Consider the following 23,914-nt stretch of genomic DNA (forward strand, 5'->3'; position numbering starts at 1 on the left):
TCTCCTTAAAATGCGTGGTGAGAGGCCTTGACCTGCTCGGAATCCACCTTGCCGCGCATAACCCAGAAGGCCCAGCTCGTATACATAACGATCAGCGGCATGAAGATAACGGTGAAGCCAAGCATCCACATCAGTGTCAGCTGGCTTGAGCCGGAATTCCACACGGTCAGACTGTGGGACGGCTGAGTGCTTGAAGGCATCAGGAACGGGAACATGGCAACGCCTGCGGTGGCGATGACGCCAATCCATGCAATTGCGCCAAGCCACCATCCGAGCACAGCGCGGCGTGCGGCAATCGCCAGAAGTCCAAAAACAATGCCAAAATAGGCAAGGGCAGGGATGCCCCATAAAATGGCGTAGCTATGGAAATTGGACAAAAGCGCACCCGGTATACGCTCGACCACCTGATGAAGCGGTGTTTGCGGCACGCCCGGATTTGGGCCTTGAACGATGTGATATCCATCCATGCCCGAAACCCACAAACCGCCGATACTGAACAGAACAATCGCCAGAACGCCACCGAGCAACGCCGCTTTGCGTGCGCGTTGCGCAAGTTCGCCAAGCCCGCCACTCATGAGCATCGCTCCGCCCATGTAAATGGACAGCGACACGGATAGAAGCCCGCAAAGAATTGCGAACGGATTGAACAGTTCGATGAAGCTGCCGGTGTAATAGGACGTCATCCGCCAGTCGAAATTGAAGGGCACGCCCTGAATGACGTTGCCGATAGCGGCACCAAACACCAGCATGGGCACAAACCCGGAAATGAAAAGGCACCAGTCCCAGGCATTTCTCCAGCGTGGCGATGGCAATTTGCTTCGATACTCAAATCCAAGCGGCCGGACGATCATGCTCCAGAGCAGAACCAGCATGACGATGTAAAAGCCGGAGAAGGCTGTGGCATAAACCAGTGGCCAAGCGGCAAAGATGGCGCCACCACCAAGGATAAACCAGACCTGATTTCCATCCCAGTGAGGGCCGATGATGTTTAGGGCCACGCGGCGATCGGTGTCACTGCGTCCGACATAACGCAGCACCGTACCCACACCCATGTCCATACCGACCATGATGGCAAGCCCCATGAGCAGCACGCCGAGAAGAGCCCACCAGATCAGTTGAAGCGCGAAATAAATATCCACGGCAGAACCTTCTTCTTAATAAGCCACAGCCGGAGCTGATGAGGTTGCAGGGCTTGCTTCTTCCGGCCCATCCGGGCCTTTGCGGATGAAATGAAGCATGAGGAACAATTCGACGATGGCGAAGATTGTGTAGAGCAGGATGAAGCCTGACAGTGACACGATCATATAGCCGACCGTATGGGTTGATGCTGACAGCCATGTCGGCAGCACCTCATAGACCGTCCAGGGTTGTCGCCCGACTTCCGCAACCAGCCAGCCCATTTCACAGGCAATAAATGGCACCGGGATCATCCACACCGAAGCGCGCAGGAACCAGCGATAATGATGGACGGAATTGGTCAGCGTGAGAATGAAGGATAGGACGAAATAACCGAGCATCAGCAGGCCAAGCCCTACCATAATGCGGAACGACCAGAAGATGATCCAGACTTCAGGTATCGTGTCTTTTGCTGCTCTGTCGATATCGGCATCCGTTATGCGTGTGATGTCGCCGTCAGGTGCATAACGCTGAACGAGAAAGCCGTAGCCGAGATCATCCTTATGCAGATCGAACTTGGCAAGCGCTGCCGCATCCGTCGGATTTGCGCTTAAAATGTGCATGGCCTCGATTGCGGGGATACCGTTCAGAATGCGTTTTTTGGCACGCGCCTCCAGCACATCTGCAGCCGGTACGGTTCCTTCCAGCGAGTGCGTCACGAGGATGGAAAGCATTGCCGGGATTTTAACGGCAAACAGATTGCGTTGTTCGCTTTGTGAGGGAATTGCGATGGCATTAAAAGCCATCGGCGCTTCTTCGGTTTCCCAGAGCGCTTCCATCGCGACAAGCTTGGTGGGTTGCGCATGGGCGCCGACAAAACCCAGCGCATCGCCAAGCGTCAGCACACCGCCGGTTCCAAGCACGCCAAACAACGCGGCAATGCGGAACGAACGCTTGGCAATATCCATATGGCGGTTGCGCAACATGTAAAAAGCGCTGATACCACAAACGAAAATTGCAGCGGTGACATATCCGGCAAGGACGGTATGCACAAACTTCGCCTGCGCATCCGGGTTGAAGAACATATCGAAGAAGCTGCTGAGCTCCATACGCATGGTGACAGGATTGAAGTCCGCCCCTTTGGGGCTCTGCATGAAGCTGTTGGCGACAAGAATCCACAAAGCAGAAAGGTTTGAGCCAAGCGCTACCAGATAGGTGACAACCAGGTGCTGCATTTTGGTCAGACGATCCCAACCAAACACCATCAGTCCAAGGAACGTCGATTCCATAAAAAATGCCATCAGCCCTTCAATGGCCAATGCAGTACCAAACGCATCGCCCACAAAGCTGGAATAGAATGACCAGTTCATGCCGAACTGGAATTCCATCGTAAGACCCGTTGCCACGCCGAGTGCAAAATTGATCAGAAGCAGTTTTGCCCAGAACTGTGTCATACGGCGATAAACTTCACGCCCTGTTGTGACATAAACCGTCTCCATAATGGCGACCAGAATAGTCAGGCCCAATGTCAGTGGCACAAAAAGAAAGTGATATAAGGCTGTTGCCGCAAATTGAATGCGTGAAAGATCAACTACCAGATCGTTTACCACGACTAGTCCCCCTCCTTTTCTAGTCCGTAATCACAGAGCTTTACTTTACAAAGCTCTGGTTGCCTGACATCGGACGCATGAAAAGCTGTTTTATAATTATGCTTATTGGATATTATATACTGCTAATTATCAAAACTCTATTTTTGAGTGCTTCTAAACGCCGCACCTTATCCTCATGTCTCGGACGCTGTGTTTTATAATGAGGCACGAAATTCGACCCGAAGCAGAAGCAAATATCCCACGGGCATCTTCAATTTTTCGCAAAAAACGCGATAAAGTTCAAATTAGTATGCTGAATATTTCTTCGCCTTTATTACGGAAAGGCGACCTTCTCCCTGAAGGAAGAATAGATCAGATTAAGTCAAAATTTCCATTAAAATTATTGGTTGCCGTCATTTTTATCCCGGTTTTAACGTGTGTAGCGCGCAAGAATGCATCGTAGCGCGCTACAGTTTCAACACTTATAACGAGGCAGGCGGCGCGTTTACGCCTTGCGTAAAAACTCGGTGCGCAGAACAAGTCCTTTGACCTGTTTGGTGCTGCAATCAACCTCGTCGGCGTTGCCCGTGAGGCGAATATTCTTCACGAGTGTTCCGCGCTTGAGGGTGGTGGATGTACCTTTTACCTTCAGATCCTTGATCAGGGTAACAGAATCGCCATCGTTGAGTTGCGTGCCGTTGCTGTCGCGTACGATTTCATCAGACATAATTTTATCCCGATTATGAGTTGCCGCAGTGCCATGGATTATGACAACTGTCGGTTCGTGAACGGTAGGTGAGCCTACTCTTCTTCTTGGTTGCAGCTTCGGATTTCCATTGAGAGCAGTGATCTGAATGAATGGGATCAGTGCTCTAAGGTTTTCTTTTTCAAGCATAATCTTATCGATCTTCGCTTCGCTCCGGTCGGACTATGTTCTAAAAAGAATGGTTTCGGTCGCCACATCTGATGCTTCTACAATAAAAAAACGCCGCATACATTGCGGCGTTTTGTATTCAGCAAAATTAAGTCTATTGTCCTCGCGGGCCATCGCCTCTATCGCTGGATCTCAACCGAAAACGTTGGTCGCCCCTGTAAGGTCGATCCCAGTTGCGTCCCCGATCCCAGTTGTTGCGGCGGTCCCAACGACCGCGGTTCCAGTTTCGTCGCTCATAACGACGATTGTCCCACCGGTCATTGCGATCATTAAGCGCTGCACCAAGGGCGGCACCGGCAATCAACGGAATACCGATGAGCGCCGCTGTATTGCCAAAATTATTTGAGTAACCGCCACTCGAACCTTCGCGCATGGCGAGATAACGTGAGGATGCCCAGCCAGATAATCCGCCATAATTGATCTGGCACCAGCCATAGCCGGAAGTGCACGCCTGAACAGTGACAGGGGACCGGCTCGGAACACTGCCAAGAGCGGCATATCCCGTGCCCGGTCCAGTGCGAACATTCAGATTGGTTGTTACAATCGCATTTGCTGCCTGCGCAGTGCTCGCGGAAAAGACGCCTAAAACCAAGAGTACTGCTTTGAAAGAAGGTCTCATCGGAGGGTTCCCTGAACAACTCTATTGGTTAATAAACGATGAAGATGTATAAGAGGTTCCCGTTGGCAGTCATATTGCCGGTGATTTAGAGCATTTCCAGCAAAAGTGCGCAGCGGTTTTGCGTAGGACAATGCGTAAAATAAATAGCTAAGGCATTTCCAGCAAAAGTGCGCAGCGGTTTTGCGCAGGACAATGCGTAAAATAAATAGCTAAGGCATTTCCAGCAAAGGTGCGCAGCGGTTTTGCGTAGGACAATGCGTGAAAACCAATGGAGACAGCATTTCCTGCGTTTCAATCAAAACAGGAAATTGGTTAGCGGCGGCGGTGACGCAGAATGACGGCAATGGCGAAGCCTGCCAGCCCAACGGCGATGACACCCTGCAACACGAATATCCAGTTCATCATGGCATTTTCCTTTGGTGCATTGTGCACCTGAATTCACGAGCGCATCTTGATCTCTATGAATCAGGTCGGCGCTCTAAGGCTTTTTACGCAACGCATAAAACTTATCAGAGTTTGTTTCTCGCCGATAAGTTTTATGCACTCGACGGTGTTCTACAGCATCGGCTAAAGAATCATAATCATTTTTTGGAAAGCCGAAAACACACATCAAATGGTGAAGTCGTAACTATTCCTGTGGCCCCAAATATTTGTTTTTCAAAGCCGTCAGTTCTTCATTCTCCTGCAAGCTGATGATCGCGATTGAAGCTGGTTTTACGAGATCACTGTGACGCGGGAAAGCAAAACCGTATTTATCAGGGCTGAATATGTTTCCAACGATTTCTACCGGTTCGCCTGCATGTCTGTGGGTATAATATTCCAGCACCGGGCTATCGGCGACAATTGCTGAAATTTCATCATTGGTGAGTGCCGCGACAGCCTCTGGGAGATGATCGAAAGTTACAGTCGATATAGAGCGGGCTTGCAAAAGCTGCTGTGCAATGCTTCCCGTCCGTACGCCGACAGTCTTATTCTGCAAATCAGACAGACTATTGATATTATTGGATATATGGGCAACAGTCATGACGCTTGTGACGGACGATGTTACATAGGCAACGAGGGCGATGCCAAAGATCAGCCAGAAAGCCTGCCATATTCGACCCGCCCAGCCAAAGAGATTTTTGCGCGTGCTTTTGCCGGATGTGGCAAGCGAAACCACATGATAAAAGCTTTCGGCCAGACCTTCCATCCAACGGCGTGGGAAATTCTGATCGAATTTGCGATCAAAGATCGTCAGCAGAATCGTGGCAATCAGGATGACAATCCCAATCCAAGCATAGGTTGCCAGGTGACCGGCATCTTCAAGATCGCTGATCAGGTCTTCCCAGCCATTGCCAGCTTGCGTGTGCACCATGATACGCAGACCGGCGTCAAACCATGGATGCGTAAAATCAACCACTTCCGCGCGTTTTTCTGTGATGGTGAGATTGGTGACAGCCGCGTCGACCTCATTTTTGGATACGGCCTCCACGAGCGCGGAATAGTTGGGATATTCGATAAACCGTGAAAGAAGCCCCAAACGCGCGCCGATGTCGTTCCAGAGGTCTATCGCCATTCCATTGAATGTCTCGCCCTGTTTGTTGACGAATGGTTCGCTGACATAAACGCCAACCTTCACCTGCCGCAATGGCGCATCCTGCGCATTCGAGGGTAGGGCTGCAACAATGATAAAAAGAAGGGCAAGCAGGCTTTGCGAGACGATGCAGAGCGATTTTTTACTTAAATTCCACGATGACACAGGTTCAAGCCGATTTTTGTTTCCCACCGTCTCAAGTATAAATATTCCAGCTCAATTTGGAAGTAAGCGAGCGATCTATTTTCTTTAATTTCTAATATTTAAATATGCCTAATGTTTTATATAAATGGCAAGTAATGTGGGCGTCAAAGTGGCTCTGCTCAGCAGCGTATTGATAGAACCACTCTGATTGTTGAAGCGCGATCAGATCGCAGCAAAGCCTTTTTCGAGATCGGCGATCAGGTCAGGCACATCTTCCAGACCGATTTGCAAACGAATAACCGGGCCGGGATATGTGGACGTGGCGAGCGTGCGGTCTTTCAGTCCGACCTCGTTTGCAAGGCTTTCATACCCACCCCATGAGTAACCGAGGCCGAAAATCTCAAGTGCATTGAGAAACGCATGTGCTTCTTTTCGCTCTCCGCGTTTAAGAACAAAGGCAAATACCCCGGATGAGCCTTTGAAATCCCGCTTGAACAGCGCATGACCGGGATGGCTTTCGAGTGCGGGATGCAATACACGTTCAACAGCCGGATGGCTTTCGAGCCAATGAGCAATTTCAAGTGCACTTTTACGATGATGTTCCAGTCTCACGCCCATGGTGCGCAAACCACGCAGGACTTGATAGGTGTCGTCCGGTGCTGCACACAGCCCAAGTGTGCCATGGGTTTCAAGCAATTGCGGCCAGCATTTTTCGTTGGCAGAAATCGTGCCGAACAGAATATCGGCATGACCGGAAGGATACTTTGTTGAGGCTTGAATGCTGATATCCACGCCAAAATCAAGCGGCTTGAAATAGAGCGGTGTCGCCCATGTGTTGTCCAACATAACAATGGCACCCGCTTTGTGGGCGGCGTCCACGATCGCCGGAATGTCCTGCACTTCGAATGTGTTGGATGCAGGGGATTCCGTAAACACGACCTTGGTGTTGGCACGCATAAGGGTTGCGATCTCGCTGCCGATCTCAGGATCATAATATTCAACCTCTATGCCCATGCGCTTGAGAATCGTATCGGCAAAGTGGCGGGTTGGATTGTAGATGGAATCGACGAGCAACGCATGGTCACCCGGCGACAGAAAGGCGAGAAGTGGCACCGTAACTGCTGCCAGACCTGATGGAACACAGACCGTGCCGGCAGAACCTTCAAGTGCATCAATAGCCTTACACAAGGCTTCGCTCGTTGGCGTTCCTCGTGTGCCATAGGTGTATTTTTGATTGCTGGTTGCCATGGTCTGAGCATCTGGAAACAGCACCGTGGAAGCCCGCACAACAGGTGGATTGACGAAGCCGTGATAGTCCTTCGGATTATAGCCGTCGTGGGCCAAGCGTGTGTTTATGCCCAGCTTTTCTGTCTTGTTCTGCTTGTTAGTCACGAAATTGCCTCCAGGCCATGTTGCATGCTGATCAATCGATTCTTGTTTGCGGTTGCCGCAGAGAAGGTATCTGTATCCGCTTTTAGAGCGCATCCCGAAAAGTGTGAAACGGTTTTCGGACAAAGATGCGTTAAAATGAAGAGTTAGAGCGCCGATCTGACGCGATCAGAGCGAAAAGCGCGCTAAGGAAAGAGTATCCCCGACATGAATGAGAGCAAAGCCACGAGCACGATCCTTTATCCATTTCGTGCCGCGTTGGAACTCTTAAGAGCATTAGTACGGCCGGCTTATGCCGGTGCACCGTCCAGCTGGACGATGGAAATGACGGCAATTGTCGTGCTTTTGCCTTTCGTGCTGCTGGTCCTGCATCTATGGGACGCGCAGATCGTTCGCGCTGCAATGCATAGTGATTTCATTGTCATGGAGCTGCTGCGCGCCATAACTGATTTGATTCGCACAGTTGTGTGGCTTGGTATTGCTATTCTTGTCTGGCTGATAACGGCATTGCTGCTTTCACCGGGAATTCGTCTTGTTTGCCAACAATTGCTCGTTCGTTTGCATGGATGGGCGACGCTTGTTCTGGCTTCTATCGTTGTCGGCAGCATTCCCACCGAGATCGGAAAGCTTGCCATTGGGAGGGCAAGGCCGCTTCTGCTTGATGAGCTTGGTTCTGCCTATTTTGCCCCGTTTCGCGGCGAGCATTCTTATGAAAGCTTTCCGTCAGGCCACTCCATGATGGCGGGCATAATGCTCGTCTCCTTGTGGATTTTTCTGCCGCGCTGGCGCTCTCTGACTGCACCTGTGTGCCTCTTGTTTGTCATCAGCAGGCTCGCGGCTGGGGCGCATTATCCGACAGATGTCGTTGCTGGGTTTGCAATTGGCTTTATTGCGACATGGTGGGTTGCTCGCTTCATGGCCACGCGAAATATTATTTTTTCAGTTGATAATGATAGCATGATGCCAAAAGTCTGATTTTGACGGAATAGCAACGTTTTTGACGTTTAATTTCATGCGGCATTTCATCTAAACATATGTTTGTATTGACTAATTTTTTTACCGTAAAGTTACTCCGATAAGTTGGGAGTAAATACACAAAAACCGGGAAAGCATGTAAAAATTGCTATGTCACGCGGTCATTTTTTTGAAGAATGGTTTTTTTCTCTCGCGTTAATAGCTTGACCAAAACCAAAATTTCGCCTTCGATAGAGTGGTGAAGGTGGCAGGCTTCACTGAGCCCAAACAAAATGAGAGTCGATAACGACTCCGGGCAAGGGTTGCCTGCATGATGCAAGGGATTGGGGAGGTCTCTATAAAGGACTCTCCTGAATTTTGCGGAAAATAAGCAACAGAGACGTTGGGCTGTTTGGCCTCACGATCTCCCGGGAACATAAAGGTTGCAGGCCAGATGAAAAAAACTGTTTTGACAGGGGTAGTGGGTTTAGCGGCGCTGTTTGCTGCTGCTTCAGGGGCGTCGGCAGATACGCTTTCCGATGTGAAGAACAAAGGTTTTCTGCAATGCGGTGTGAACACGGGCCTGCTTGGCTTTGCCTCGCCCAATGATAAGGGCGAGTGGTCTGGCTTCGATGTGGACTATTGCCGTGCTGTGGCTTCTGCGATTTTCGGTGATCCAACCAAGGTGAAGTTCACGCCGCTGAACGCGAAGGAGCGTTTCACGGCTTTGCAGTCGGGTGAAGTGGATGTCCTGATCCGTAACACGACTTGGACAATCAGCCGCGACACTGCGCTCGGCCTTGATTTTGCTGGCATCAATTATTTTGACGGCCAGGGCTTCATGATCAATTCGAAGAAGCTGTCGGGCATCAATTCCGCATTGCAGCTTTCCGGCGCTTCCATCTGCGTTCAGGCCGGCACGACAACCGAGCTGAACATGGCCGACTATTTCCGTTCCAACAAGATGGAATATAACCCGGTTGTCTTTGAGAAGATCGAAGAAGCGAATGCTGCTTACGATTCCGGCCGTTGCGACGCCTATACGACCGACCAGTCCAGTCTTTACGGGGTTCGTCTGGCGCTCGCCAATCCGGATGATCATGTCATCTTGCCGGAAATCATCTCCAAAGAGCCGTTTGGCCTGACTGTTCGTCAGGGTGACCCCAAGTGGGCAGATGTCGTTCGTTGGACGCATAATGCGCTGCTCAATGCCGAGGAATACGGCATTACGCAAGCCAATGTCGAAGAGATGAAGAAGTCCGACAACCCGGACATCAAGCGTCTCCTTGGTGTGGAAGCAGACACGAAGATCGGCACCGATCTTGGCCTCGACAATGATTGGGTGGTGAAGATCGTAAAGGGTGTTGGCAATTATGGCGAGATATTCGAACGCAATATCGGTGCCGGCAGCCCACTCAAGATTGCACGTGGTCTTAACGCCCAGTGGAACAAGGGTGGCCTGCAATATGGCATTCCCGTGCGCTAACGGGTCTTGCTCTCCAGACTGATCGTCGGCGGGTGCAGGAGCACCCGCCGGATTTGTCGGCTTTGCAGTTTGTTCGTTTGTGAATGTCCCCACGTCATGCGGGCATATAAATGCTGACGATCTGCATTTTGGAATTCAACCGCGTCTTGTCAGTGCGCAAGTTCGGGATGATCCTGAGCAGAGGATGACAAGACCGAACGGTTCGGCATTCGATGCCTCAATTTCAGGAATTGCTCCGCAAACGCGGCCAGCCTTTCTCGCTCGACATCGATGCTGCCAGCCGAGAAGCACAGGAAACATATGGCTTCCTATTCTGTAACTGAACGTCGCGAGGATAGCGGCAAAACTTCGCTCCTGTACGATCCGCGAATTCGCGGCATCTTCTATCAGGTCATTGTTTTTGGTGCGGTGATTGGCGCAATCTATTGGATTGTCGGCAACACAATCACCAATCTCCAGCGCGCCAATATCGCTTCCGGTTTCGGCTTTCTAAATGGCCGTGCGGGGTTCGATATCAGCCAGACGCTGATTCCATATTCCAGCGATTCGACCTATGGAAGAGCTTTTCTTGTTGGCCTTCTGAATACGCTTTATGTGGCAGGCCTGGGCGTTGTTCTGGCGTCAATCATCGGCTTTCTTGTCGGCGTCGGGCGTTTATCCCGCAACTGGCTTATCCGCAAGATCTGTATGGTCTATGTTGAGGTTTTCCGAAACATCCCGCCTCTGCTTGTGATTTTTTTCTGGTATTTCGGGGTGCTTTCCGTGTTGCCACAGGCAAGGGAAAGTCTGTCTCTGCCGCTCGGCACCTATCTGAACAATCGTGGGTTTTTCATGCCGTCGCCCGTATGGGGTGAAGGCGCATGGCTGCTGCCAGCCGCATTGTTGCTTGGAATTGTCGCTTCCTTCATCGTTGCGCGCTGGGCGAAGCATCGGCAGATGGCGACAGGAAAACCGTTTCATACAATACGCGTTTGTGCGGCTTTGATCATCGGTTTACCGATACTGGCGCTGATTGCGACCGGATTTCCTGTTTCGTTTGATTTTCCAAAACTTGGCACCTTCAATCTGACAGGCGGCGCGCAGGTTAAGCCGGAATTTCTCGCACTGTTTCTGGCTTTGTCGTTCTATACCGCTTCCTTCATTGCAGAAACTGTGCGCGCAGGTGTGCTCGGTGTAAACAAAGGCCAGACAGAAGCCGCCTATGCAGTTGGCTTGCGTCCGGGGCAAACAATGCGGTTGGTCATCGTGCCGCAGGCGCTGCGCATCATCATTCCACCGCTCTCCAGTCAGTATCTCAATCTGATCAAAAACTCCTCTCTCGCTATTGCGATCGGTTATCCGGATCTTGTGGCTGTGGGTGGCACGATCCTCAATCAGACGGGGCAGGCTGTTGAAGTCGTCGCGATCTGGATGGTGATTTATCTCAGCATCAGCTTGATCGTTTCCGGCCTGATGAACTGGTTCAATGCGAAAATGGCACTGGTGGAGAGATGACCATGAAAAACACAAATCTCCAATACGTTCGTTCGCAATTGGTTGAAGGCGAAAAGCCGCCCCGCTCAGTTCATGGCTTGTCACATTGGCTGCGGGTCAATCTTTTCGCGACGCCCGCTGATGCGGCACTCACAATTTTTGGTCTGGCCGTTGTGGCGTGGTTTCTGCCGCCCATGATTCAGTGGCTGTTTGTTAATGCAGCCTGGACTGGTGCAGACCGAACAGCCTGCCTGACTGTCACGCAGGGTGGTATACAGCCGGAGGGTTGGTCTGGTGCGTGCTGGGCCTTTGTGAAGGCGAAACACGAGCAGTTTATCTACGGGCGTTATCCGGTTTCGGAACGCTGGCGTGTCAACCTGACTGCGGTTTTTTTCGTGGTTCTGCTGGTTCCTTTGCTGATCCCGAAAATACCGCATAAGGTCATTAACGCGATTTTATTCTTGCTGGTTTTTCCGGTGGTTGCGTTTTTCCTGATGGTCGGTGGCTCATTTGGCCTTCCTTATGTGGAAACGGCACTCTGGGGTGGTCTGTTGGTGACGCTGGTACTGTCTTTCGTGGGCATAGCCGTGTCGCTGCCATTGGGTGTGGTGCTGGCTTTGGGACGACGCTCCAAGCTGCCGGTCATCAAGACCTTCTGCATCATCTTTATTGAAATGGTGCGCGGCGTGCCGTTGGTGACCGTGCTTTTCATGGCGAGTGTGATGTTGCCTCTGTTCCTGCCGCCGGGCGTAACTTTCGACAAGTTGTTGCGTGCGCTTATCGGTGTGGCGCTGTTCGCTTCGGCCTATATGGCAGAAGTGGTGCGCGGTGGGCTTCAGGCCATTCCGCGAGGACAATATGAAGGTGCGGATGCACTTGGTCTTAGCTACTGGCAGAAGACCAACCTCATCATATTGCCGCAGGCTTTGAAGCTGGTCATTCCGGGCATCGTCAACACGTTCATTGGCTTGTTCAAAGACACCAGCCTTGTCTACATCATCGGCATGTTTGATCTGCTTGGTATTGTGCGTCAGAACTTTTCCGATGCGAACTGGGTTTCTCCACAGACACCTGCAACCGGCTTGATCTTCGCGGGCTTCGTTTTCTGGATTTTCTGTTTCGCCATGTCGCGATACTCTATATTCATGGAACGAAGGCTCGACACGGGTCATAAACGATAAGAATCAAGGGAATAATGAAAATGAGTGCACAAAGCGCCCTCCCGCAATCCGAGCTCGGTGTCGAAATCGACCGTTCAAAACTGGAAGTCTCAAAGACTGAAGTGGCGATCGAGATCAAGAACATGCACAAGTGGTATGGTGAATTCCACGTGCTGCGTGACATCAATCTGAAAGTGATGCGTGGCGAACGCATCGTCGTTGCCGGTCCTTCGGGTTCCGGCAAATCGACCATGATCCGCTGTATCAACCGTCTGGAAGAGCACCAGAAGGGTCAGATCATTGTCGATGGCATTGAGCTCACCAATGATCTCAAGAAGATTGACGAAGTGCGCCGTGAAGTCGGTATGGTCTTCCAGCATTTCAACCTCTTCCCGCATCTGACCATTCTGGAAAACTGCACATTGGCACCAATCTGGGTTCGCAAAATGCCAAAGAAGCAGGCGGAAGAAGTGGCCATGCATTATTTGCAGCGCGTGAAGATTCCGGAACAAGCCAACAAATATCCGGGCCAGCTTTCGGGCGGTCAGCAGCAGCGTGTGGCCATTGCCCGCGCACTGTGTATGAACCCGAAAGTCATGCTGTTCGATGAGCCGACTTCTGCACTTGATCCGGAAATGGTCAAGGAAGTGCTCGATACCATGGTGAGCCTTGCCGATGAAGGCATGACCATGATTTGCGTCACGCATGAAATGGGCTTTGCGCGGCAGGTTGCAAACCGCGTGATTTTCATGGATCAGGGCCAGATCGTTGAGCAGAATTCACCTGCCGAGTTCTTCGACAATCCGCAGCATGAACGCACCAAGCTGTTCCTCAGTCAGATTCTACACTGACCAAACGAATTGTTTCATAACAAAACACCCGCCGCTGATAACGGCGGGTGTTTTGTTATCGGGATTATGGTTGTCTTGGTATGCCGGGGTTTATGAGGTGAAGATGACAGACTTTCATTGGAGCGAATATCTGCCTCCCGAGGCGCATCGGGAGTTTGATTCTTTTTACAGGAAAGAGTGGTGGACTGCAGCGCGTTCGTTTGAAGATGTCATAAAGATGCTCAAACACTGCGATCTCACATTGTTTTGTCGTGATCAGAATGATGAAATCATTGGTTTCGCACGCGTTTTGACCGATTTCACATTCAAGGCGATGATTTTTGATGTCATCGTGGCCGAGCAAACACGCGGGCAGGGGCTTGGGAAAATGCTTGTTCAACGTCTACTGAACCACGAGAAGCTACGTGGGGTGAGCAGCTTTGAACTCTATTGTCCTGATCGTCTGGTGCCCTTTTATAAAAAACTGGGCTTTGTAAAAGGATCTTCTGCGTTGCTTTTTAATCAACCGCGCACAGCCTGAACGGCATCATAGCCATAAAGCCAGTCCAGATCTTTGAGAAAGGCATCAGCGCTGCGCGTGGCAAAAAGCATGTTGCGTCCGAGCGCAAAGATACCTGTTGCGTGGTAGGCAAACCGATTCATCTGACCGCGTTTGCCAACCGCAGCAATCCGCGCTTTTCGAACAGAATCAAACCGCTTTAGCGCTGATTGTGGCTCCCGGTCATCCAGTGCCTCGGCAAGTGCTGCCGCATCTTCAATTGCCATGGCAGCCCCCTGCGCAGCAAAGGGCGTAACAGCGTGTGAGGCATCGCCAAGGAAAATCGTTCTGTCTGGGCCGACAAACAGCGCTTCAGCCATTTCAAAAAGTGGCCAATAAGTCCATTGCGTTTGTGCTGCCAGAATGTCACGAACCGGTGCACTCCAATCTGCGTAAATTGATTTTAGCCGCGAAACATCACCCGTCTTTGACCAAACTTCGCCGGGATTATCGCCAGTCGTAATGGCGACAAAGTTGAAGAAGTCTCCGCCCTTTACCGGATAGGCAATGAAGTGCGCTTTGTTGCCAAGCCACGCAGAAACAGCCTTTTGTTCCGGGACCGCTGCCTTAAGGCTTGCGGGTAGCGCGTCAGCTGCAAGTGTTGTGCGCCAGGCAATGTGACCGCTGAAACGCGCTTTATTATATCCGACCTTCGCGCGTTGCGCAGACCAGACGCCGTCACAGGCGATCAGATAGCTGGCTGCGATTTTTTCCTCTGCTGCACCACGTCTGACTGTTGCAGAGATGCCGTTGTTATCAGCCTTATGTTCGATAATTTCCGAGCCGAGATTGATTTCAATATTTGGATGGTCGGTACAGGCATTTAACAGAGCTGATTGCAAATCAGCGCGATGGCAGACAACATAAGGATGGTGCCACCGTTGTAATGCCTCATCACCCAACTGCATTGCGAGCAGGGGGCGAGCCTTGCGTCCATCCATAAGGTAGAGTGCTTGGGGCGTAACAGCTTGCGAGCAGAGGCGATCTGCAACGCCAAGGCGTTCAAGGTGACGCATCGCATTGGGGGCGAGCTGCAAGCCTGCGCCGACTTCCGACAAGGCTTGCGCTTTCTCAAACAGTTCAACACTCCAGCCCCGCGCGGCACATTCCAGCGCGGCACTCAGACCGGCAACTCCGGCCCCTGCAATCAATATGTGGCGTTTACTCAAGCTGCTCATCATATCAGCGGCACGCATGCCGCTTGCTATATTCAGGCAGCTTTGTCTGCGGGTGCTTCGTAAACACAGCCGGCAGGCACGGTCTCGTCAGCATGAAGCTGTGCATTGTAGCAGTACAGCGTCGAGCAATATGGGCAGACGACTTCACTTTCGTCGCCCATGTCCAGAAAGACGTGCGGATGATCAAAAGGTGGGTTTGCGCCGACGCACATGAATTCCTTCACGCCGATTTCAATAGAATTGTGACCAGCGTCGTTCTGGAAGTGCGGGATGATGTGATCGGACATGATAGGCTCCGGAGCTTGTGGATCGCGATACCCAATTCAGGATAGCTATTTTTTTAGCATTTACCGTGTACGGCTTGTTTCTGAAAGCGTTTTCATCAATTCTGGGGACATTTCAAGCGGTTTGCTATCAAACTGTCATATGACAGCCATAGGCTTATCGTCGCGCCGGGATATGCCGGTAGTAACCGGGATAGGAAAAATGAACGAAAACAGCGTTGTGGCAACACAGACCGATAATTTGCCAGCTCCTTTGGAAAATGGCCATTCCATGGGCCAGAAGTCCGTCATTGCTCAGAATGCTCACGAAGCTTTGAACAGTGACAAGACAGCCGAGCTGATGCAAAGCCCTGAACGCTTCGTTAATCGTGAGTTTTCGTGGTTGCAGTTCAATCGTCGTGTGCTGGAAGAAGCGGCCAACATTCGCCAGCCCTTGCTGGAACGTTTGCGTTTTCTGTCGATTTCAGCGGCAAATCTTGATGAGTTTTTCATGGTGCGCATCGCGGGCCTTGCCGCGCAGGTGCGTGCAGGCGTTGCCTTGCGCAGTGCGGATGGTCGCACGCCACAGGAGCAGCTTGATTTCGTTCTGGAAGAGGTCGGTCGCTTGCAGGAGGGGCAGCAGGCGTGTTTGCGCACGCTGCGTGAAGAACTTGAAAAAGAGAATATCGAGATCGTGCGTCCATCGGCTTTGTCGAACACAGAAAAGGAATGGCTGGAAAGCCACTTCCTGGAAACGATTTTCCCGGTTCTGACACCGCTTTCAATTGATCCGGCGCATCCGTTCCCGTTCATTCCAAACCTTGGCTTTTCGATCGCGTTGCAACTCGCGCGCCGTCTCGATGGCCATCCAATGACAGCCCTCTTGCGTATTCCGGTTGCCTTGAAGCGCTTCATTCAGCTTCCTCCAGAACAGCAGAATGCTTTCCGCTTCATCACAATTGAAGATGCGGTCAGCCTGTTTATCGGTCGCCTGTTCCCCGGTTATGAAGTGCGTGGCGCAGGCACTTTCCGCATCATTCGCGACAGCGACATTGAAGTGGAAGAAGAAGCCGAAGATCTGGTTCGTCTTTTTGAAACAGCGTTGAAACGCCGCCGCCGCGGTCAGGTTATCCGCATTGAGTTTGATGGAGAAATGCCCGAGGCACTTCGGATTTTTGTGGCGACAGAACTTGGCGTCTCGGAAAACCGTATCAGTGTTCTCCAAGGTCTTTTAGCACTCAACATGATTTCGGAAGTTGTTTCGATTCCGCGCGATGATCTCAAATTTGTTTCCTATAATCCGCGTTTCCCTGAACGTATCCGCGAACATGGCGGCGATTGCTTTGCCGCGATTCGTGAAAAGGATATCGTGGTTCACCATCCCTATGAGTCATTTGACGTCGTGGTGCAGTTCCTGCGTCAGGCTGCGGCTGACCCGGATGTGCTGGCAATCAAGCAGACATTGTACCGTACCTCCAACGATAGCCCAATCGTGCGCGCGCTGGTTGATGCGGCAGAAGCTGGCAAGTCGGTGACGGCCCTTGTTGAGCTCAAGGCGCGTTTTGACGAAGAAGCAAATATCCGCTGGGCGCGCGATCTGGAGCGCGCAGGCGTTCAGGTGGTGTTTGGCTTTATCGAACTGAAAACGCACGCAAAGATGTCATTGGTCGTCCGCCGTGAAGATCAGAAACTGCGCTCCTATGTTCACCTTGGCACGGGCAATTATCATCCGATTACGGCGCGCATTTACACCGACCTGTCTTTCTTCACGTCCGATGCCGACATTGCGCGTGACGTGGCACATATCTTTAACTTCATCACCGGCTATGCGCAGCCTGCTGAAGAAATGAAAATTGCGATTTCACCACTGACATTGCGCGCGCGAATCTTGAAGCATATTGATGACGAGATCGCCAATGCGAAGGCCGGGAAGCCGGCGGCCATCTGGATGAAGATGAACTCGCTCGTTGATCCACAGATTATTGATGCACTTTACAAGGCCAGCCAGGCTGGTGTGCATGTGGACCTTGTCGTGCGTGGCATCTGCTGTCTGCGGCCGGGCGTTCCGGGCCTTTCGGACAACATTCGCGCCAAGTCGATTGTCGGGCGTTTTCTCGAGCATAGCCGCATTTTCTGCTTCGGAAACGGCCATGATCTGCCTTCCGACAAGGCGATCGTCTATATCGGTTCCGCCGACATGATGCCGCGTAATCTAGACCGTCGCGTCGAGACACTGGTGCCGATCACCAATGCCACTGTGCACCAGCAAATCCTGTCTCAAATCATGTTTGCCAACATAATTGATAACCAACAGAGCTATCAGCTACTTGCGGATGGTACCTCTCGCCGGATAGAAAAAGAGGATGGAGAAGAAGCTTTCAACGCGCAGGAATATTTCATGACAAATCCGAGCTTGTCGGGTCGCGGAAAGTCGCTGAAGTCATCTGCCCCCCGTCTCATTGCGCATCGTAAGCGTGTGCAGGCGGAAAGAAACACGACTTCATGAGTCCAGCAGTCGCACAAGGCCGATTGAAGGGTCTTAAACCCGTTGCGGTTATCGATATCGGTTCCAACTCGATCCGTGTTGTCGTTTATGAAGGCATTGTCCGGTCTCCGACAGTGCTTTTCAACGAAAAGCTTCTCTGTGGTCTTGGCAAAGGACTGGCCAAGACCGGAAAACTCAATGAGAAATCTGTCGATATCGCGCTGCGCGCATTGAAGCGTTTTCGCGTTCTGGCCGAACAGGCGGGGGCGATCTCCATTCATGCGCTGGCAACTGCCGCCGCACGCGAAGCAAAAAACGGCCCCGATTTCATTTCTCAGGCCGAGGCTATTCTTGGACGGCACATTGAAGTGTTGTCCGGCAAAGAAGAAGCTTACTACTCCGCTTTGGGTATCATTTCAGGTTTTTACAAACCGCAAGGCGTAACCGGCGACCTTGGCGGTGGTAGCCTGGAGCTGGTTGCCGTCAATGACCATGAGGTCGGGGAGGGCATTACCCTTCCATTGGGCGGTCTGCGCTTGCAGGATATGTCCAACGAGCAACTGCCGGAAGCGGCGAAGATTGCCCGTACGGAATTGGCGCGTGCAACCCTTCTTGAAGAGCATCAGGGGCAAGTCTTTTATGCTGTGGGCGGTACTTGGCGAAACCTCGCAAAGCTGCACATGACGGCCAAGCATTATCCGCTGCATGTCATGCATGGCTATGAGATGGACCCTGTGGAAGCCAAAAGCTTTCTCACACGTGTTGCCAAAGGCAATATCGACACAATGCGCGGCATTGAAGCGGTGTCGAAAAACCGCCGTCAGTTGCTTGGCTATGGCGCTACGGTTTTGCTTGAAACCATCCGTCGCATGAAGCCATCCAAGATTGTGTTCTCGGCGCTGGGTGTGCGTGAAGGCTATCTTTATTCACTGTTGCCTAAAAACGAGCAGCGGCTTGATCCGCTTCTGGCATCGGCGGAAGAGCTGGCGATCCTGCGTTCGCGTTCACCGCGCCACGCCCGGGAGCTTGCAACATGGACAACGCTTTCCTTGCCGGTGCTTGGGTTTGATGAAACCGAAGATGAAGGCCGTTACAGACAGGCAGCCTGTCTGGTGGCTGACATCAGCTGGCGCGCGCATCCTGATTATCGCGGCTCGCAGGCGCTCAACATTATTGCGCATGGCTCATTCGGCGGTATCGATCATCCGGGCCGTTCTTATATGGCAATCGCCAACTACTATCGCCATGAAGGATTGGTTGAAGACGAGATTGCGCCGGAGATTCTCCAGCTTGCCACACCGCGCCTGCGCGAGCGGGCAAAGCTTCTGGGGGCTTTGCTGCGCGTGATCTATCTGCTTTCCGCATCCATGCCGGGCGTGATCCCACGTCTTTATTGGCGTGAAGAAGAAAATGGCATTGCGCTGGTCGTGCCTGGCGATCTGGCTGATCTTATTTCGGATCGTCCAGAGGGGCGGTTGCAACAGCTTGCAAAACTGACGGGAAAAAACCTTTACTTCGCCGTCGGTGACAGCGCGATTGACGCAAACGAGCATCATTAAACGTATCAGAAGTTATCCATGAAAAGGCCGGCAGGAGTTTTCTCCGCCGGCCTTTTGATTTAGTTCAGGTCAACCGCTTGAATACGCCGGTTTTCGAACTTGATACCAATCTTGCCATCAATCAGATCAAGCGCTTTCTGACCAAAAACTTCACGGCGCCAGCCTTGAAGGGCTGGAACATTGGCTTTTTCGCCTTCGGCGGCGATCTTGTCGATATCGTCGGAGTTTGCGACGATCTTGGCTGCCACACCGTGTTCTTCGGTCACAAGCTTGAGCAGGACCTTAAGAATATCTGCTGCGGCCGCGCTGCCTTCAGGTGAATGCGATTGTTTTGGCAACTTTGGCAGGTCTTCTTTTGGAATAGCCAGTGCAGCCTGAATGGCGTTTACCAAACCTGCCGCCTGAGCCGAACGTTCCCAGCCTTTTGGGATCGAACGCAGACGTCCAAGCGCTTCTGCATCTTTTGGCTGCTGCTGGGCGATTTCAGCAATCGTGTCGTCCTTGATAACGCGGCCACGTGGAACGTTGCGTTCGCGTGCTTCGCGTTCGCGCCATGCCGCAACCGATTGTACGATCGCAAGCTCAATTGGCTTGCGCATCCGGGTTTTCACGCGCTTCCATGCATCATCCGGGTGCAGATCATAGGTTTCGCGCGCGCTCAGCACGGCCATTTCCTCATTGACCCACTCGCAGCGCCCTTCTTTTTCCAATTCTGCTTTGAGATAAAGATAGATGTCGCGCAGATAGGTAACATCAGCCAGCGCATAATCGAGTTGCTTTTCAGACAGTGGACGGCGGCGCCAGTCGGTAAAGCGTGATGATTTGTCGATATGTTTTCCGGTGACTTTCTGCACCAGAGCATCATAGGAAATAGCGTCGCCAAAGCCGCAAACCATCGCGGCCACCTGACTGTCGAAAATCGGCGAGGGGATCAGGTCGCCCAAATGGAAGACAATTTCAATGTCCTGACGCGCTGCGTGGAAAACCTTGACCACTTTTTGGTCCGCCATCAGACGAAAGAATGGCGCAAGGTCCAGCCCCGGCGCCAAGGCATCGACCAGTGCGGTGTGATCGGGAGAAGCCATCTGAATAAGACAGAGCTCCGGCCAGAAAGTCGTTTCCCGAATAAATTCGGTATCGACTGTCACAAAGTCGGATTTGGCTAGGGCGGATACGGCCTCTTCAAGGGCCTCTGTGGTCGTGATGAGCTGCATGTTTTTCTTTTAGAGCGCATCCCCAAAACTGTGAAGCGATTTTCGGATAAGATGCCCGTTAAAACAGAAATGACGCGCAGGCCGTCTGGCGCGCCGGAAGAATGATATATCGATGGAACAACTCGGAAATAGTGATTTTTGTCGACATATTCTGTCAAGCTAGTTTAACACAGACACTGTCGGCTTGACAAAGCGTGATCAAAATGCGCTTTTCCGCCCAAATTGCAGCGCTTTGCATGCACAAGATTTATAAAGTTCCAAAAGGCAGAAATCATGCACCGTTATCGCAGCCATACCTGCGCAGCCCTTCGCAAATCGGATGTGGGTTCCAATGTCCGTCTGTCCGGCTGGGTTCACCGCGTCCGTGACCATGGCGGCATTCTCTTCATCGATCTTCGTGACCATTATGGCATCACGCAGATCGTGGCCGATCCTGATTCGCCCGCGTTCAAGGTTGCTGAGACCGTTCGCGGCGAATGGGTTATTCGCGTCGATGGTGAAGTGAAGGCCCGCGCAGGCGATGCGGTGAACGCCAACCTGCCAACAGGCGATGTTGAAATCTTCGCCACCGAGATTGAGGTTCTGGCCGCAGCCAAAGAACTGCCGCTGCCAGTGTTTGGCGAGCCGGATTACCCGGAAGATATCCGCCTCAAGTACCGCTTCCTTGATCTGCGCCGCGAGACGCTGCACAAGAACATTATGAGCCGCACGAAGATCATTAGCGCGATGCGTCGCCGCATGACCGAAATCGGCTTCAATGAGTTTTCAACGCCAATCCTGACGGCTTCCTCACCGGAAGGCGCGCGCGACTTCCTCGTGCCAAGCCGTATCCATGAAGGCAAGTTCTACGCGCTGCCGCAGGCTCCGCAGCAGTACAAGCAGCTTCTGATGGTTGCCGGTTTCGACCGCTACTTCCAGATTGCACCTTGCTTCCGTGATGAAGATCCGCGTGCAGACCGTCTGCCGGGCGAATTCTATCAGCTCGACCTCGAAATGAGCTTCGTAACCCAGGAAGAAATCTGGGAAACGATGGAACCTGTCATGCGCGGCATCTTTGAAGAGTTTGCAGAAGGCAAGCCTGTCACGCAGCAGTTCCGCCGCATCCCTTATGACGATGCGATCCGCACTTATGGTTCGGACAAGCCTGATCTGCGCAACCCGATTGAAATGCAGGCAGTGACCGAGCATTTCGCTGGTTCCGGCTTTAAGGTCTTCGCAAACATGATCGCGAACGATCCGAAGGTTGAAGTCTGGGCGATTCCGGCAAAGACCGGCGGTAGCCGCGCATTCTGTGACCGCATGAATTCATGGGCGCAGGGCGAAGGTCAGCCGGGTCTTGGCTACATCTTCTGGCGCAAGGAAGGTGACAAGCTTGAAGGCGCAGGCCCGATTGCCAAGAACATTGGTGAAGAACGCACCGAAGCTCTTCGTGAGCAGCTTGGTCTCGGCGACGGCGATGCCTGCTTCTTCGTAGCCGGTCAGCCATCGAAGTTCTACAAATTTGCAGGCGACGCCCGCACGCGTGCTGGTGAAGAACTGAACCTCGTTGATCGTGATCGCTTTGAACTCGCATGGATCATCGACTTCCCGTTCTACGAGTGGGACGAAGACAACAAGAAGCTCGACTTCGCGCACAACCCTTTCTCGATGCCACAGGGTGGCATGGAAGCACTGGAAACGCAGGACCCGCTGACGCTCAAGGCTTACCAGTACGATCTCGTCTGTAACGGCTTTGAAATCGCTTCCGGTTCGATCCGTAACCAGTTGCCGGATGTTATGGTCAAGGCGTTCGAGAAGGTTGGTCTCAGCCAGCAGGACGTGGAAGAACGTTTCGGTGGTCTTTACCGCGCGTTCCAGTATGGCGCACCGCCACATGGCGGTATGGCAGCCGGTATCGATCGCGTGATCATGCTGCTCGTTGGTGCAAAGAATCTCCGCGAAATCTCGCTGTTCCCGATGAACCAGCAGGCGCTTGATCTTCTGATGAACGCGCCTTCGGATGTCTCGCCAGCACAGCTGCGCGATCTGCATATTCGCTTAGCACCAATCCAGAAAAGCTGATCTTCTCAGTTTGAAATAAAAAGCCCGGTCGCGAGACTGGGCTTTTTATTTAGGGCGTTAAAAAAACCGGTGAGCAGCGCTCACCGGTTTTCGTTGAACCAATTTGTCTATGATCAGTTGTTGGCTTCTACGCCGATTTTGAGAAGCGGGATAATCTTCGTCGGATCAAGTGACGCTGTTGCAACGATGGATGCAAAGCTGACCGACTGATCTGGAGATGCGCTGATTGTCAGCGATTTGGGATCGTCAAAATACTTTTCAGCCGCAGTCTTCAGCTGCTGGGCAAACTCTGGATTCTTGAGCTGTGTTGCCATCAGCGGCACCATCATTTTAAGCTGTTCACCAAGCGCTTTGCCGTCAGCGCCCTGCTGCTTGCCATAATAGTCGAGCAGCTTCTGGGTGAGAGTTTTATTGTCAAAGCGGATTGTCAGGTTCTTGAGGCTGAGTTGTTCAGCAAGGCCGAGAATCGCCAGACCGGCAGCATCCTTATCGGCATCTGCATTGGTCATGTTCTGCTGGGTTTTCTGAACAGCTTCGAGGAAGGCAATATCATAGCCAGCAAGTGCACCGGTAATGTCAATTTTGCCTAAATCCGTTGCATTGATTTCAAACTGATCAAGGGATGCATCACCAGACTTCGGCGACCATGTACCTTTCGATGCGACCGAGCCATTGAAGGCGGTCATGTCGAGGGGCGCCAGCGGGTTCTTTTCATCATCTTTGAAGTTCGCATTTACACTGGCAATGTTCAGCGCATAATCGATTTTTTCGGAACGGTCGGCTGCATTCAGCGAAACTTCGAGGCCTTCGACGGTTGCCCCATCTTCACCTGGTGTTCCGAATGCCATTTCATCGATTTTCATCTTGTCGTAGAAAAGGATCTGGTTGAGCGCACCTTCAGCCTTTTCGGATGGAATCGAGACGTTTTCCATCGAGATGCCTTTGATGGAAACCTTGTCATTTTTGTTTGCTTCGCCAGCAGGGATGTCCATGTCAGGAACAGTGACTTTTTCAATGCTGTATCCGCCGTCTGCGGCGTCCTGTACATTTTCAAGCGTAACGTCGCCAACAGCCATTTCCTTGTCGGAAACCGTTGCAAGCTTGATCTTGGTCCCTTCAAGCACAATGTCAGAGCCATCTGCTTTGACATTGGTAAAGCTTAACGCGCCACCCTGCTTTGTGTAGAGTGCCTTGATGCGTTCAGCGACTGCATTCGCATCAGCAGCCATTGCTGCGCTGCCAAGAACGAGCGAGAGTGCCGTACTTGCCGCGAAGACGCGCGCGGCCTGCTTGCTAAGAACGAAAACCTGCATTTATTGGCTCCTGAT

At 52.0% G+C, this 23,914-nt stretch carries 19 protein-coding genes; 9 read left to right on the forward strand and 10 right to left on the reverse strand.

Annotated features, from left to right (window positions below):
* Positions 1 to 5 precede the first annotated feature (5 nt).
* From cydB to ABE530_RS03805, 6 genes are all read right to left on the reverse strand, one after another.
* Positions 6 to 1,139 (reverse strand): cytochrome d ubiquinol oxidase subunit II, encoded by a 1,134-nt coding sequence (gene cydB, locus ABE530_RS03780; RefSeq protein ID WP_265983350.1) that lies wholly within the window; start codon positions 1,137 to 1,139, stop codon positions 6 to 8.
* 15 nt (positions 1,140 to 1,154) lie between these two features.
* Positions 1,155 to 2,726 carry a cytochrome ubiquinol oxidase subunit I gene (locus ABE530_RS03785; RefSeq protein WP_499693612.1) on the reverse strand — a complete coding sequence of 524 codons (1,572 nt, stop codon included), beginning with the start codon at positions 2,724 to 2,726 and terminating at the stop codon, positions 1,155 to 1,157.
* Between the two features lie 484 nt (positions 2,727 to 3,210).
* Positions 3,211 to 3,432: an alkylphosphonate utilization protein gene (locus tag ABE530_RS03790; RefSeq protein WP_499693613.1), complete on the reverse strand. Its 222-nt coding sequence runs from the start codon at positions 3,430 to 3,432 to the stop codon at positions 3,211 to 3,213.
* A gap of 301 nt (positions 3,433 to 3,733) precedes the next feature.
* Positions 3,734 to 4,258, reverse strand: coding sequence for an SH3 domain-containing protein (locus tag ABE530_RS03795; protein ID WP_499693614.1), 525 nt, complete (start codon positions 4,256 to 4,258; stop codon positions 3,734 to 3,736).
* A gap of 628 nt (positions 4,259 to 4,886) precedes the next feature.
* The gene (locus tag ABE530_RS03800; RefSeq protein WP_499693615.1) at positions 4,887 to 5,996 is read right to left on the reverse strand and encodes a transporter substrate-binding domain-containing protein; all 1,110 of its coding nucleotides are present in this window, start codon (positions 5,994 to 5,996) and stop codon (positions 4,887 to 4,889) included.
* A 201-nt stretch (positions 5,997 to 6,197) separates the two neighbouring features.
* Positions 6,198 to 7,367 carry a cystathionine beta-lyase gene (locus ABE530_RS03805; RefSeq protein WP_499693616.1) on the reverse strand — a complete coding sequence of 390 codons (1,170 nt, stop codon included), beginning with the start codon at positions 7,365 to 7,367 and terminating at the stop codon, positions 6,198 to 6,200.
* Positions 7,368 to 7,571: 204 nt separating this feature from the next.
* On the opposite strand from ABE530_RS03805, the gene lpxE reads away from it, so the two are divergent.
* The 6 genes from lpxE to ABE530_RS03835 all read left to right on the forward strand — a co-directional run bounded on the left by lpxE (position 7,572) and on the right by ABE530_RS03835 (position 13,808).
* Positions 7,572 to 8,339, forward strand: a complete 768-nt coding sequence (lpxE, locus tag ABE530_RS03810; RefSeq protein WP_265983359.1) for a lipid A 1-phosphatase LpxE — start codon at positions 7,572 to 7,574, stop codon at positions 8,337 to 8,339.
* A gap of 433 nt (positions 8,340 to 8,772) precedes the next feature.
* Positions 8,773 to 9,804, forward strand: coding sequence for an amino acid ABC transporter substrate-binding protein (locus ABE530_RS03815; RefSeq protein WP_265983361.1), 1,032 nt, complete (start codon positions 8,773 to 8,775; stop codon positions 9,802 to 9,804).
* Positions 9,805 to 10,104: 300 nt separating this feature from the next.
* On the forward strand, positions 10,105 to 11,298 hold the full coding sequence (locus tag ABE530_RS03820; RefSeq protein ID WP_265983362.1) for an amino acid ABC transporter permease: 1,194 nt from the start codon (positions 10,105 to 10,107) through the stop codon (positions 11,296 to 11,298).
* Positions 11,299 to 11,300: 2 nt separating this feature from the next.
* Entirely contained in the window at positions 11,301 to 12,458 is a 1,158-nt protein-coding gene (locus ABE530_RS03825; protein ID WP_499693617.1) for an amino acid ABC transporter permease, read from the forward strand.
* A 20-nt stretch (positions 12,459 to 12,478) separates the two neighbouring features.
* Entirely contained in the window at positions 12,479 to 13,288 is an 810-nt protein-coding gene (locus ABE530_RS03830; RefSeq protein ID WP_499693618.1) for an amino acid ABC transporter ATP-binding protein, read from the forward strand.
* A gap of 103 nt (positions 13,289 to 13,391) precedes the next feature.
* Positions 13,392 to 13,808, forward strand: a complete 417-nt coding sequence (locus ABE530_RS03835; RefSeq protein WP_499693619.1) for a GNAT family N-acetyltransferase — start codon at positions 13,392 to 13,394, stop codon at positions 13,806 to 13,808.
* On the opposite strand, the gene ABE530_RS03840 is transcribed toward ABE530_RS03835, so the two are convergent.
* Both ABE530_RS03840 and ABE530_RS03845 read right to left on the reverse strand, forming a co-directional pair.
* Positions 13,790 to 14,977, reverse strand: a complete 1,188-nt coding sequence (locus tag ABE530_RS03840; protein ID WP_499693667.1) for an FAD-binding protein — start codon at positions 14,975 to 14,977, stop codon at positions 13,790 to 13,792. The genes ABE530_RS03835 and ABE530_RS03840 overlap by 19 nt on opposite strands.
* Before the next feature lie 59 nt (positions 14,978 to 15,036).
* Positions 15,037 to 15,291 carry a zinc-finger domain-containing protein gene (locus ABE530_RS03845; protein ID WP_499693620.1) on the reverse strand — a complete coding sequence of 85 codons (255 nt, stop codon included), beginning with the start codon at positions 15,289 to 15,291 and terminating at the stop codon, positions 15,037 to 15,039.
* 268 nt (positions 15,292 to 15,559) lie between these two features.
* On the opposite strand from ABE530_RS03845, the gene ABE530_RS03850 reads away from it, so the two are divergent.
* Positions 15,560 to 17,773: an RNA degradosome polyphosphate kinase gene (locus ABE530_RS03850; protein WP_499693668.1), complete on the forward strand. Its 2,214-nt coding sequence runs from the start codon at positions 15,560 to 15,562 to the stop codon at positions 17,771 to 17,773.
* Positions 17,770 to 19,311, forward strand: a complete 1,542-nt coding sequence (gene ppx, locus ABE530_RS03855) for an exopolyphosphatase (RefSeq protein WP_499693621.1) — start codon at positions 17,770 to 17,772, stop codon at positions 19,309 to 19,311. The genes ABE530_RS03850 and ppx overlap by 4 nt, the downstream gene beginning before the upstream one ends.
* A gap of 59 nt (positions 19,312 to 19,370) precedes the next feature.
* On the opposite strand, the gene rnd is transcribed toward ppx, so the two are convergent.
* Positions 19,371 to 20,525, reverse strand: a complete 1,155-nt coding sequence (gene rnd, locus ABE530_RS03860; RefSeq protein ID WP_265983369.1) for a ribonuclease D — start codon at positions 20,523 to 20,525, stop codon at positions 19,371 to 19,373.
* A 273-nt stretch (positions 20,526 to 20,798) separates the two neighbouring features.
* Between rnd and aspS the strand changes: the two genes are divergently transcribed.
* Positions 20,799 to 22,586, forward strand: coding sequence for an aspartate--tRNA ligase (aspS, locus tag ABE530_RS03865; protein WP_499693622.1), 1,788 nt, complete (start codon positions 20,799 to 20,801; stop codon positions 22,584 to 22,586).
* Positions 22,587 to 22,699: 113 nt separating this feature from the next.
* Here aspS and ABE530_RS03870 read toward each other — a convergent pair whose 3' ends face one another.
* The gene (locus tag ABE530_RS03870) at positions 22,700 to 23,899 is read right to left on the reverse strand and encodes an aq_1923 C-terminal domain (RefSeq protein ID WP_265983371.1); all 1,200 of its coding nucleotides are present in this window, start codon (positions 23,897 to 23,899) and stop codon (positions 22,700 to 22,702) included.
* Positions 23,900 to 23,914: the final 15 nt, after the last annotated feature.

Origin of the sequence: Brucella sp. TWI559, assembly GCF_039674265.1 — a bacterium.
GTDB classification, from domain to species: domain Bacteria; phylum Pseudomonadota; class Alphaproteobacteria; order Rhizobiales; family Rhizobiaceae; genus Brucella; species Brucella chromiisoli.